We start from the raw sequence: 12,653 nt of genomic DNA, 5'->3' as shown, positions 1-12,653 counted from the left end.
CGGACCTTCCTTCCTTTGATTTAACACTAAACGCTGGCAAAGAACTTCTCATCTATTGTGACCGACTCAATCATTTCTGTCGCAACCCCAAGGTCGTTTTCTTTGAGCAAATCAAACAGGCGATCCCCATCAATTAGGTCAATCGCGGTAGCCCCATCCCTTGTAGCTTCGTCCGAAGCTTGCGCGGTGAAATTTCCAGTCGTTATGAACAATCCTTTGTCTGCTCGTCCCATCATCGCCCCTTTAAAGTCGCGAATTTCCGATGACCCAACACTTCCTTTGTAGCGTTTGCACTGAAAGAACACCTGGAACGAAACGAGGTTCACCCGAAGAACGCCGACACCGTCGATTCCACCGTCACCGGATTTTCCACGGACTTCGACTTTGGTAAACCCTGCTTCCCGAAGCAAGCGCTGTGCTAAACGTTCAAAGGCGTATGGGTCCATTTGTTTTAGAGTGGTAAGTAACCTTGATTTCCACGTCTCTGTATCAGGCGTCTCTTCGATATTGCCACTCTGATCAGAAGGTGAAAACAACTCGGGCTCATCCCCGTTTTGTTGTTTCTTCTTCCGGCGCTCGCGAGCTCTAGCTTTTTCTTCTTCGTTAACCTGGTCGATTATTCGCTGAGTATCGTCAATTGTATCTATGGTGCTTCCGAACTCAGTTAACGCCCAAATACCACGAGCGGAATTCTCGAGCGCACCACCCTTCTTCAAAAAGGTTCGAGCCCAAGCCAGATAGTAGTTCAATCGTGGTTGGCCTTGGTTAGTTCCGGTCATCATGAAGGATTGTTCTTCCTCAGAAACGCCTTCAAGTTCCGCGACCTTCTCGTCAAGTTCGTAAATACTTGCGGAGCCCCCTACCTGTTTCATAGCCTCGACGGTTACCAGCATCATGCCAGGCATTTCCGGGTAGCCTTCTGCTTCAATAACAAATCTTCTAGTCAAAGTTCATTCCTTTTAAATACCGCCGCTTGGCCTCTTCCATCCGGCCCATCTCACGGACAGCGTTCTCGATGGCGACCTCGTCGCTCTTGTCGGCATAGCGGAACTCGCTGTCGGCGTAGCGGTTGATCTCTTGGATCACCATCTCAACCGTGATCGGCTGGCGCAGGTCTTCGATCATCGCTTTCTTGGTGTCGTAGTCGCGGAACAGGAACAGGTCGGGGTTCTCCATCCACTCGTCGGGCAATTCGAAATCCATCGCGCGGACCTTGACCGCGTCGGTGATGTTCTTGATCGCACGGCCGGTGAACCGCTCATCCGCGGCCTGGATCGCCTTGAGGTAGGTGCCCAGCTTGGCAATCGTGTCCATCTGGCCGATCTCGCCCGAAACCCGGTCATAGACCTGCAACAGGGCGTCCTCATGCGGGCGGGCATGGCTTTCGAAACTGGCGGCGACGGCCTTCTTGATCTCCTGCGCGGCGTGAGCCTCGTGTTCGCCCAGCGGGATGTCGTGGTTGCGGCCCATCAGCAGGTGCAGGATGTCGATGTAATCCTCGCGCGTTTGCGGCCCGTCCACCAGAAACCGCGCGCCGGCCCGCTGTCGCAGGGCGTCGTCCACATTCTCGGGGTAGTTCGAGAACATGCCAAAGGTGCAATTGCCGCGCACGACGGTGTTGGCGCCAGCAAAGCTCTCCATCAGAACAGCGGTGATTTCCAGTTGGCCCGCGCTGGACTGCCGGTCGCCGCGTTTTCCCGCCAGTTGGTCTATATCGTCGATGGTCCCGAAACCGATGACCGAGGGATCAATGATCGTATTGATAAAGGCTTTGGCGTTCTGGCCGGACTTGCCCTGATAGCTGTCGATATTGTCGGTGCTCAGGTTCTGATAGCGGAACGGATAGCCCGCGTTCTGGCAATAGTCATTGATCAGCCCGGCCATCATCTGGATCAGGGTGGTCTTGCCGGTGCCCGGTTTGCCGTCACCCATGAAGGTAAAGATGAACCCGCCGAGTTCCGCAAACGGGTTCAGGCGGCGGTCGAAGTCATAGGCCATCAGCATCTTGGCCAGCTTCATCGCCTGATACTTGGCGATATGGTTGCCCACCACCTCGTTCGGTTTCTTGAACGTCATGGTCAGAGTGGAGGATTTGGCCTTTGAGGCCGGCTCGAACCCTCGGATCGTCAGGTCATCGGCGTCGATATGCCAGGCGGCGTTCTGGAACGGGGCCAGATGGTCCGCCGACTGCGCACGCAGGGCTGCCTTTTCCATCAACTGCTCGGCATAGGCACTTGTGGCGGCGATCAGGTGGGCGTCGTCAGGGGCGTGTTTGGCCAACATTTGGTCCAGCTCCCACAGCGCGCCATGCAGGGCGAGTTGGCCGTTGTCGGTCAGGATCTCTTCGACCTCGCCGATATCGACGGTGGTTTCACTTAGATGTGAGGACATCAGATACGCCAGCGCATTTCCAAGCACATGCGATGAGATAAGCGCCTCCGCGGTCAGCAAACCCGAGAACTCGGCCTTCCGCGCGGCAGGCAGATCCCCGGCTAGGTTCGCACGCTTCAAATCGGCCAGCGGTGTCTGGTCCGCATAAGCCTCGGCCACAGCCAAAGCGATTGCGATGGCGCGGCGAATGGCCTGTTGCGTGGTGGCCTGCGGCGGCGAGACCAGCGTATCGCCGTCATCGGATGCCTCAATCCGTTCAACCAGATGCACCCCGTCTGCGCGTACAGTGCGCCGCGTCACCAAACCGGGTGTGGTGGATCGAAACCGCCTCCCGGTCGTGACACCCGGAGATCGCTCGACCGCCACTTCAACCGGTTTCGCAATCCGCGGCGCGTGTTCGAACCCATTCAGCAAGGCGGTCGCCGCCGGGTAATGTTTGCGAATATCGTCTTCGCGCAATTCCATCTGATCTGACGTCAAACTCATTTGCTCAACCCTGCATCTTCTTCTCGTCCAAAATACGGTCGCCGAAGGCGAAAAACTCAATAGCGCAACACCTGTCCTGCCTTGCTAACGACGAATTTGCGCACATCGGCAAACCCCGGCGGGTTGCGCTCGGCCAGCACCTGAAAGGGGCGTTGGGGCAGGATGATCGACCGCTGCGTCCGCGTGGCCCCGGTCTCAGCGCCCTGCCCGCCAAACGGATCCAGCGCGAAAATCTCGCGCTCGACGGTTGAAAACCATCCGGCGCGTTCTTCGATGACCTCTTCGCTTTCCAGCTCCTCGGTGGTCCAGGCCAGTGCCCAATCTTGACCTTCGGGTGCCTGTGCGTCCTCCAGCACCTGCCGCAAAGGACCCGATTGCTCGGTATAGGCCGAGGAATACATTGGCCCCACATGAATGCGGCGCAGGTGTTTGGGATGCAGGTCGTCAAAATCCTGGTCGAAGCCCTTGGCGATGGTCACCAGTTTCAAACCGCCCAAAGACTGCGCCATCAGATGCGCCTGCACCTCGGGCCAGCGGCGCTGGTCCTTGGGCAGGGCCGTCTTGCCGCTGTCCTCAAGCTGCATCAAGTAGATGACCGGCAGGTTGATCTGGCTGTCATAGACCGCCCAGTGGATCATGAACTTGCGCCGATCCCCCTCATTCCCGATCCAATGGCATTCGGGATCGTTGCGGGCCCAGAACAGCTGACCTTTCAGTAATTCTTCATAAAAGAGCCTTTGTGACAGGGCGAATTGCAGCTTGGTGGGGATCTCCCGGTCGCCAATAATTGTCCGAACCATGTCGGTTTTCAGATCGTCTTCCGACGGCATATTCGCCAGATGCACCTGCGCCTGCTGCGCGTCATTGGCCATGGTCAACAATTCGGCCGCCACCGGAAACCCGCTGTCGCGCTTGTCCATGGCCAGGCTGCCAAAGAACCGCCCAGTATCGCGCCCGACCAGCAGGTATTTCATGGACAGTGCGCGGAAGGTATAGAGCAACCCCGAGAGATACCGCGACACGATCCGCACCTCTTGCTTGCTGATCGCGCCCTCCGCCTCCATCGTCGCGGCCACGCGCAGGAGGTGGACAGTGATCACCTCAAATTTGCAGAAATAGCGGCGCGAGGCGAAGGTGTCGGTCAGGCCGACATGGTCTTGGGTGGGGTCAGTCATTTGCGGTTCTCGGCAGCATTTCAACTTCTGAAATCACTGCCCTTCATCCTTGACAGAAAGCACTCTTCCAAATGCATCAAGTTCAAAGAAGCTAAAGAGCATATTGGCCTCCGATTGGCGCACATTGAAGAATTGTGGCTCGCGGCTCCGAATGGTGTGAGCAGTCATTGAAAACAGCGCGCGGGCTAGATTTCCAAGACACCCAACCAAGATGAAAATAATTGCCAGAAAAAGTGCTGCGAACACAATTCCGTTTACTGCCTCTTGGCTGGCAACCTGAAAGGGCGCATCGGCACCAATTTTCGACAACGAAACACCGACACCAGAGAGAAAGGAGACTAATCCCCCTGCAATCGTGAAAAAAATGCCCAAGAGGCCAAACCTGCAAAATACTTTCCAGCTCCACATCAGGGTTTAACCCCCATACAAATTTTTATCATGCTTCTCGACAATAGACGCAAACCGGCGGGCAAAGCGTTCGTCCGCCTTGGCCTTTTTCTCCAGCACGTCGCGGGCAAAAACCATGTGGTCCTCGTGCGCTTCAAGCATATCGGCCATTTTCTGGTTGGTCGCGGTGCCGATGGCGGCCATTGCGGTTTGCGCCTCTTGGTCGGTCTGCACGCCGATTTCGTTGATGCGGTGCGCCACGTCCTGCTGCTGCGCGGTTTTCAGCGATTTGGTCAGCGCGTCATACAGCACCACGCGCTGCTGCGTGTCTGTCTGCAGCTTGTTGATCAGCACCATCTGAGTCGCCGCCTGGTTCTGCAGTGAGTCGACCCAGGTCTTGCCCTTTTCGATATAGCGCTCCAGCGTCTGAGACTTGGCCAGCTTGACCTGCTCTTCCTGAACCTTGGCGTTGTATTGCTTGTTCAGCTCGGCCAATTCAGTCTCTAACTGGGTCCGTGCAGCGGCGTCCTGTTCAACGCTGATCTTGTTTTCCAGCGTGATAATGGTCGGATCCATGCCTTGGATCTCGGCGCGCAACGCCTCAAGCTCGGCCACGGTCGCCTCACGGTCATCCAGTGTGCCGGTCAAGTTGTCCTCAACTTTGACGCGCTGCTCTTCCAGTACGGACAGCTGCCCCTGCAACAATTGCACGATCACATCTGATTTAGCGATCAGGTCCTGCAGCTTGTCGTCGATATTGGCCGTGCGCATCCGTTCCTGCCGCATCGACTCGGACTTACCTTTCGAGAAGATGCCAACAAACGCCTCCCACCCGGTTTTCGAGCGCATTTCGTCGAAATCTTTGGAAAACGCGTTTGTAACGTCGTCCAGCCCCATGATCAGCTCGGCGATATTGGCATTCATCACCTCGGTATGGGCGTGAACATCCTCGAGCGTTGCGTTCTCAATGTCGATATCCGCCTCGGCGGTGCCGATCTTGGCCCGCGCAGCCTCAATCCGTGAGGTCAGCCCTTCGATTTGTGACTGAGACTCACGCACTTTTGCCTGAGTTTCTTCTATAAGGGCTTCGAATTGCTGGTTCGACATCTCTGGTGTCCCTTTTTGTCTGTTTAACCAATAAGATAGGGAATGTTACACCGATTTACATCCCCCTGCGCTAATTTTTCCACCAGACTTTTGCAAACTCGGGGCAAAAAAGATAGGCGGCTGGCTGCAGCTTAACGTGGATCGGTATACGAAAATCACACACTATTCAGCCAAATCTGGATTGATTTAGGGGGCGAAGTGGCCATAGACAGTTTCGAACCCGCTGATTGGGTGCGCGCAAACATTATTCCTGCCGGAGGCTGGCCCATGCTGGACGCAACTACAGACCTGAAGTCGATTTTGAAGAACCCTGAACTGCTGGCGACGAAAGCCTATATAGGCGGCCAATGGGTGGACGGGGATAACGGGACGTTTGACGTGACCAACCCCGCACGCGGTGACGTAGTCGCTGAAGTGGCCGATGTCAGCCGTGCCCAGGTTGCCGGAGCGGTTGCACAAGCTGAAGCCGCGCAAAAGGAATGGGCCAAACTGACCGGCAAGGAACGTGCGGTGATCCTGCGCCGCTGGTTCGATCTGATGATGGAAAACGCTGAGGATCTGGGCAAAATCCTGACGGCCGAGCAAGGCAAACCACTTGCCGAGGCGATTGGTGAGATCGGCTATGGCGCGTCCTTCATCGAATTCTTCGGCGAAGAAGCCAAGCGTGTCTACGGTGAGATGATCCCGGGGCATCAGCGTGACAAGCGGATCATGGTGCTGAAACAACCGATTGGTGTTGCGGCGTCGATCACACCATGGAACTTCCCCAACGCAATGATCACCCGCAAAGCCGGTCCTGCCCTGGCCGCTGGGTGTGCGTTTGTTGCGCGCCCGGCCAAGGAAACACCCTTGTCCGCTCTGGTTCTGGCCGTTTTGGCCGAAAAGGCTGGCATTCCGGCTGGTGTGTTCAACGTGGTTCCGTCGTCGCGCGCCAGCGAAATCGGCAAGGAATTCTGCGAAAACCCCGGCGTGCGCAAGCTGACCTTCACCGGTTCAACCGAGGTCGGTCGCATCTTGCTGAAACAGGCTGCCGATCAGGTGATGAAATGCTCGATGGAATTGGGCGGCAATGCTCCGTTTATCGTGTTCGACGACGCCGATCTGGATGCAGCGGTCGAAGGCGCGATGATGTGCAAGTTCCGCAACAACGGTCAGACCTGCGTCTGCGCCAATCGTATCTACGTGCAGGCTGGCGTTTACGACGCCTTCGCAGCCAAGCTGAAAGCCGCCACCGAGGCGCTCAAGGTAGGTGACGGTCTGACCGACGGAACCACAACCGGCCCGCTGATCAATGCTGAAGCTGTCGCCAAAGTTGAAGAGCATATCAAGGACGTCACCGACAAGGGCGGCGCGGTTTTGACCGGTGGCCTGCCGCATGATCTGGGTGGCACGTTCTTCCAGCCGACCATTGTGACCGGTGTGACCCAGGATATGTTGGTCGCGCAGGACGAAACCTTTGGCCCGTTGGCGCCTTTGTTCAAGTTTGAAGATGAGGACGATGTCATCGCCATGGCCAATGACACGATCTTTGGTCTGGCCTCTTACTTCTACGCCAAGGACCTGAGCCGCGTCTACAAAGTGGCCGAGGCGCTGGAATATGGCATCGTAGGCGTGAACACGGGCATCATCTCAACCGAGCTGGGCCCGTTCGGTGGCGTCAAGCAATCCGGTCTGGGCCGTGAGGGCAGCCACCACGGTATGGAAGACTATTTGGAAATGAAATACGTCTGCATGTCGGTTTAATCTGACCTGGCCCCGGTGCAAAGCGCCGGGGCCATTCGGTTTGTCATAAAACTGCAAATAAACCGTCACATCCCTGCAATGACCTGCGTTCATCCCCCTCTCATCCAACTGAGAGGGGATACTCAACGATGTCTTTGCGTTTTGCCTGCCTGACATCTGCCCTTGCCCTGACCGCCGGTCAGGCCGTGGCAGAGATGAACTTCAACCGAATTGCGTCTTTTCCAGTCGTCAAGAACATAGCCGAAGGGGCCGACACCACCCGAGAAACCTCGCCCGAGATCATCGCGGCCACCGCGGATGGTATGACGCTGGTTTATACCGACAGCCCATTGGCCGTGATCGGCATGATCGACATCACTAACCCCGCGAACCCGGCCCCGCTGGGCGCGATGGAAGTGGGCGGCGAACCGACCTCCGTGGGCATTGTTGGCACGACGGCTTTTGTCGGCGTGAACACGTCGGAAAGCTATACCGCCCCGTCCGGCAAACTGATCTCAGTCGATATCGCAAGCAAGGCCGAAACCGGTGCCTGTGATCTGGGCGGTCAGCCTGACAGCGTCGCCATCGCACCGGATGGCAGCTTTGTTGCCGTTGCGATCGAAAACGAACGCGACGAAGACCTGAACGATGGCATAATCCCACAATTGCCCGCCGGATCGCTAGCACTGGTGCCACTGAAAGACGGCGCGCTGGAGTGCGCGGGTATGACGATGGCCTCGCTAACCGGTTTGGCAGAGGTCGCGCCCACCGACCCCGAGCCCGAGTTCGTTGACATCAACGCTCTGGGTGAAATTGTCGTCACATTGCAGGAAAACAACCACATCGCAGTGGTCGACAGGGACGGCAACGTGGTCAGCCATTTCTCGGCAGGCGCGGTTGATCTGGAAAGCATCGACGCCACTGATGAGCGCGGCGCGCTGATCTTCACCGAAAGCCAGCCGGGTCGTTTGCGCGAACCGGACGCGGTGAAATGGATTGACGACAATCATTTCGCGACCGCCAATGAAGGTGACTATGAAGGCGGGTCGCGCGGTTGGACGATCTTCCACAAAGACGGCACGGTTGTTTACGAGAACGGCACCGATTTCGAGAAGGCCATCATTAAGATCGGCCACTACCCTGACAAGCGTTCAGACAGCAAAGGCGTTGAGCCGGAAAGTGTAACCGCGGCCACCTTTGGCGGCACACCAATGATCTTTGTCGGGGCCGAGCGCGCCTAGGTCGTGGGTGTCTATGACGCCACCGAACCAGCCAACCCAGTGCTGAAACAACTGCTGCCTTCAGGCGTTGGACCGGAAGGCTATGTTGCAATCCCCGAACGCAACCTTCTGATCTCGGCCAACGAGAAAGACCTGATCGAAGATGGCGGCCCACGCGCGCATGTTTCGATCTTCGAATATCAGGACGCCCCGGCCAACTATCCGCATCTAACCTCGGAAGGTGCGGATGAACTGATCGGATGGGGGGCTCTGTCCGGCTTGGTCGCGGATGAGGACGGCATGATCTATGCGGTCAATGACAGCTTTTATGGCTTCCAGCCGTCGATCTTCAAGATCGACCCCAGCCAGAGCCCGGCACGGATCGTGGACGTGATCCGCATCCACCGTCAGGACGGTAATCCGGCGCAGAAGCTGGATCTGGAGGGCATCACGCTGGACGGCCAAGGTGGTTTCTACGTCGTCTCCGAAGGCCGCACCGACCGCGTCATCCCCCATGCGATCTATCACGTCTCGGCAGATGGTCTGATCAAGGACCGCAAGGGCGAGATCGGCCTGCCGCCGGAACTGATGGCAGTTGAGAAACGCTTTGGTTTCGAAGGCATCACCAAGGTGGGCAATACCCTGTGGATGGCAGTTCAGCGCGAATGGAAGGATGATCCGGAAAACCACGTGAAACTGGTGGCCTACAACCTTGAGACTAAGGAGTGGGGTGCCGTGCATTACCCCAAGGCAGACCCGCAAAAGGGCTGGGTCGGTCTGTCGGAAATCGTGGCCTTTGGTGATCATGTCTATGTCATCGAGCGCGACAACCAACATGACCACCGCGCCGTAACCAAAAAGGTCTACCGCATCCCGCTGTCGGAAATGACACCGTCCCCGCTGGGTAGCGCTCTGCCCGTGGTCAGCAAGCAAGAGGTCCGTGACCTGTTGCCCGACCTGACCTCGACGGGTGGTTATGTTTTGGACAAGATCGAAGGTCTGGCCATCCTGCCCTCGGGCGAGGCGTTTGTGATGACCGACAATGACGGCGTTGACGATGCCTCGGGCGAGACGATGTTCTGGTCGATCGGGTCAGTGACGGCTGGGAACTAATTTATTTGCAAGACGTCAATGGGCCCCGCACGAAATTGTGCGGGGTCATTTTGATTCTAGCGTCAGCTTTGAGCCCATATTGACCGATGCTGCGCCAGGCACGAACGATCGGTTTGAGAAATTGGAATGATAGAAACTTCAGGGGCTAATGGAACCAAGGCCAATCATGCACTAACACTCAATTAGGACCCCTCAATACGGAGACTGTTTCACCATGGTCACGCATATTTTCGTCGTAGAATCCAATTGCGTCGATCCTTCTCGTGAGGATGAGTACAATCAGTGGTATGACGACATCGACCTGCCGGATGTCCTCGCCATCAAAGGAATCCTGCGTGCCACACGATACATCTGTGAAGCTGATTTGAATTCACGCTATGAACGTGCCGAAGTGTGTGAGGGCAAGGGAAAGTACTTAACAGTTTACGAAATTGAAACGCCTGACATTGATTCAGTGCTTCGATCGTTGGACGCGGGCGTTTTGCAAATGGAGAAGCGCGGAAGGCTTACGGATTTGATCGAAGTCACTGCGCGACGACTTTATAAAACCGGAAAGATGCTTTCAAAATAAAGAAAACTCCATGATTGACGCTAACGTCAATGACCCACCCAGTACCAAAGTTGCGTCTAAGCACAAAAGGTACTGTAAGCGTTCTGTATCAAGTTTACCGACGACCAATAGCCGACACTCGTTCCGATATGCCAAATGGCAGAATTGTCCGCCTACCGAAGGTCCCGATGACGAAAAAACATCGCCCCGCGTCTGGAGGAACGCGGGGCGGGTGTTGCGGCAGTCAGGGAGGAGGCGACTGCCGCGGAACGTTAAGGCGCGTTAGTTGACAGCTTTGGCGTCAACGACGTCCTTCTCGATGGCCTTGGCCGAAGTGATCTCGATACGGCGTGGTTTCAGCGCCTCGGGTACTTCACGCTTCAGGTCGATGTTCAGCATGCCGTTTTCGTGGCTTGCGCCCGTGACGCGGACGTGGTCAGCCAGCGCAAAACGACGCTCGAACGCGCGGGTGGCGATGCCGCGGTGCAGATAGCTGCGATCCTTTTCCTCGGCGGCTTTCTTGCCAGCGACAATCAGCGAATTCTCTTTCACTTCGACGGACAGGTCATTTTCCGAAAAACCGGCAACAGCGACCGAAATGCGATAGGTGTCGGCGTCAGTTTTTTCGATATTGTATGGTGGGTAGCTCGGCTGAGCCACATCATTGGTCAGAACGCGATCCATCATATCGGCGATCTGATCAAAGCCAATGGTCGCGCGGTGCAGCGGTGCAAAGTCAAATGTACGCATGTGTCGTATCCTCATCCTTGAGCGATTTACGAAATTTTGCCCTCCGACTGGACGGGCAGTGGTTCATACCGGACCCCGTTGTGGCGATCCGATATTCATCACATGGGTAGCGATTTGACCGAGTTCAACCCCCGCCAGAGCTGATGAATTTTGCACCAGACGCGGACTTGCCTGACCCCACCTGCAGCCTGCGGATTGACGCTTTGGGTTGCGGCGCATCGCGTCGCATGATTGCCTTTAGCTCGGCGACAATTTCACCAAGCTCCATACCAAAGCCAACCTTTCGGCTGCCATTTGTACCAACCGCCGAAACCACCGACAGAATCTGCCATCGCGATCCCTTCTTCGTCAGAATGGCGGACCCGGACGAGCCAAACGTGATGTCACAATTGAACAGGATCAGGCCCTGACGACGATCAATGATCCGGCAGGAGCGTTCTCGTGTGATCGCCTCGGACCGGCCGCGCCCATACGAAGCGATACTGACCTCATCCCCCAGAACACGCCCACTGTACAGCGCAAAGGGATCTGCGACGGAATAGGGGATGGGCTTATCAAGTCGCAACAGCGCAACGTCAATCCGAACGCTTTCGCTCGAAAGCGGCGGTCTAGAGCCGTAGTTGGGGTGGATCGCAACCTGTGTGACCTGACGTTCTGCCAGGGCTTTCCCGTTGCTCAGCCCTGCACGAAAAGTGATGTCCTCGCCGGCAAACGCTGTTCCGGTACTTTGGTCCACGGCACAATGGGCAGCTGTCAGCACCATGTCTTGCGCGATCAGCGTACCGGTGCAAAAGGATCCGTCCCCCATGTCCAGACGCCCAACCGCCTCCCATCCGTAAAGATCGTCGCGATCCGTCAGCTTACGCTTGTTTGATTGAGCGTGGGACGTGGTTGCCAAAACACTCAGTCCGACAATGAGGCTGAAGAAAACTCTGATCATGGTCTGATAAACCTTGCGCCGATGTTCTTCCCTGCCCCCGGCCCAGGCGTTGACAGCCCAAACCCTCGCCCTGCAGAAAGCTCGTCGCGCAGCAGTTGCAGCGAGTGTTCAACCGCAGTGCCTATTGCTACGTTCTGGCCGTCCAGACTGGCCTTGGCCGCCACAACCGACACGATCTGAGGGCGCGCGCCTGCAAAGGAAAAGACCGGCGCACCTGATGAGCCAAAATCAACGTCACAGGACATGATCATGACACCCTGCTGCCGGTTCATGACTGAGCAGACCTGCTGCAGCGAAGGGACCTCGGACCGGTCATGCGCATAAGAGACCACGCCAACTTCGGCACCTCTGCGGGGCTGATTCCCTGACTCAAAAGGAATGACGGCGGTATTTCTGATCGGTTGCCACAGCTCGATCAAAGCCACGTCTGCGCTGACCCTGTCGGCCGTGGATTCTGCACCAAATTGATAGTCGGGATGGACCACAGCTTGCCGCGCAGTCCGATAGGCCAGGGCACGGCCTAAACGCCACCCGGCCAGAAACTCAATTTCCGACGGATTGATCCGTTGCCCGGACACCTTGTCAAACAGGCAATGCGCTGCTGTCAGCACCAGTGTTGGCGACACCAGCGTTCCGGTGCAAAACCCTCTGCCTGCTATGTCCAGCCGCCCCACGGCCATCCAATCGCGCCCGGAATCCGAGGTGTCCAGACTTTCCAGCCCGGTATCCTGCGCTGTGGCCGCCATCGGCATGACACAGAGCACAATAGCCTTGATCCAGTTGCGCACGCGGTTCTCCGGGACTCACTCTGA

The 12,653-nt window shown here is 56.7% G+C and carries 10 protein-coding genes and 1 pseudogene; 3 read left to right on the top strand and 8 right to left on the bottom strand.

Annotated features, from left to right (window positions below):
- Positions 1-26 precede the first annotated feature (26 nt).
- From I9187_RS16935 to I9187_RS16915, 5 genes are read right to left on the bottom strand one after another with little or no spacing between them, the layout of a single operon-like run.
- Complete coding sequence (locus I9187_RS16935) at positions 27-947, bottom strand: restriction endonuclease (RefSeq protein WP_209940271.1); 921 nt, start codon at positions 945-947, stop codon at positions 27-29.
- The gene (locus I9187_RS16930) at positions 940-2,877 is read right to left on the bottom strand and encodes an ATP-binding protein (protein WP_209509745.1); all 1,938 of its coding nucleotides are present in this window, start codon (positions 2,875-2,877) and stop codon (positions 940-942) included. Before I9187_RS16930 ends, I9187_RS16935 begins: the two co-directional genes overlap by 8 nt.
- A gap of 56 nt (positions 2,878-2,933) precedes the next feature.
- Positions 2,934-4,052, bottom strand: coding sequence for a hypothetical protein (locus I9187_RS16925; RefSeq protein ID WP_209940270.1), 1,119 nt, complete (start codon positions 4,050-4,052; stop codon positions 2,934-2,936).
- Positions 4,053-4,085: 33 nt separating this feature from the next.
- A complete protein-coding gene (locus I9187_RS16920) occupies positions 4,086-4,460 on the bottom strand; it encodes a hypothetical protein (protein ID WP_209940269.1) in 375 nt (124 codons plus the stop codon).
- Between the two features lie 6 nt (positions 4,461-4,466).
- Positions 4,467-5,546, bottom strand: a complete 1,080-nt coding sequence (locus tag I9187_RS16915) for a hypothetical protein (RefSeq protein ID WP_171238830.1) — start codon at positions 5,544-5,546, stop codon at positions 4,467-4,469.
- A 267-nt stretch (positions 5,547-5,813) separates the two neighbouring features.
- Between I9187_RS16915 and I9187_RS16910 the strand changes: the two genes are divergently transcribed.
- The 3 genes and pseudogenes from I9187_RS16910 to I9187_RS16900 all read left to right on the top strand — a co-directional run bounded on the left by I9187_RS16910 (position 5,814) and on the right by I9187_RS16900 (position 10,172).
- A complete protein-coding gene (locus tag I9187_RS16910; RefSeq protein ID WP_171181076.1) occupies positions 5,814-7,289 on the top strand; it encodes an NAD-dependent succinate-semialdehyde dehydrogenase in 1,476 nt (491 codons plus the stop codon).
- 128 nt (positions 7,290-7,417) lie between these two features.
- Positions 7,418-9,601 (top strand): annotated as a pseudogene (locus I9187_RS16905) (esterase-like activity of phytase family protein).
- Positions 9,602-9,815: 214 nt separating this feature from the next.
- On the top strand, positions 9,816-10,172 hold the full coding sequence (locus I9187_RS16900; protein ID WP_209940268.1) for a hypothetical protein: 357 nt from the start codon (positions 9,816-9,818) through the stop codon (positions 10,170-10,172).
- Positions 10,173-10,433: 261 nt separating this feature from the next.
- Here the strand turns inward: I9187_RS16900 and I9187_RS16895 are convergent, their stop codons facing one another.
- The 3 genes from I9187_RS16895 to I9187_RS16885 all read right to left on the bottom strand — a co-directional run bounded on the left by I9187_RS16895 (position 10,434) and on the right by I9187_RS16885 (position 12,629).
- Positions 10,434-10,901 (bottom strand): Hsp20 family protein, encoded by a 468-nt coding sequence (locus I9187_RS16895; protein ID WP_171236348.1) that lies wholly within the window; start codon positions 10,899-10,901, stop codon positions 10,434-10,436.
- Positions 10,902-11,025: 124 nt separating this feature from the next.
- A complete protein-coding gene (locus tag I9187_RS16890; protein ID WP_171181067.1) occupies positions 11,026-11,841 on the bottom strand; it encodes a trypsin-like serine protease in 816 nt (271 codons plus the stop codon).
- Entirely contained in the window at positions 11,838-12,629 is a 792-nt protein-coding gene (locus I9187_RS16885) for a trypsin-like peptidase domain-containing protein (RefSeq protein WP_348540128.1), read from the bottom strand. Before I9187_RS16885 ends, I9187_RS16890 begins: the two co-directional genes overlap by 4 nt.
- Positions 12,630-12,653: the final 24 nt, after the last annotated feature.

The organism is Ruegeria sp. HKCCE4148 (assembly GCF_017872495.1).
Taxonomy (GTDB): Bacteria; Pseudomonadota; Alphaproteobacteria; order Rhodobacterales; family Rhodobacteraceae; genus Ruegeria.
The sequence above is the reverse complement of the archived record's forward strand: the minus strand, read 5'-3'. Positions and strand labels throughout refer to the sequence as shown.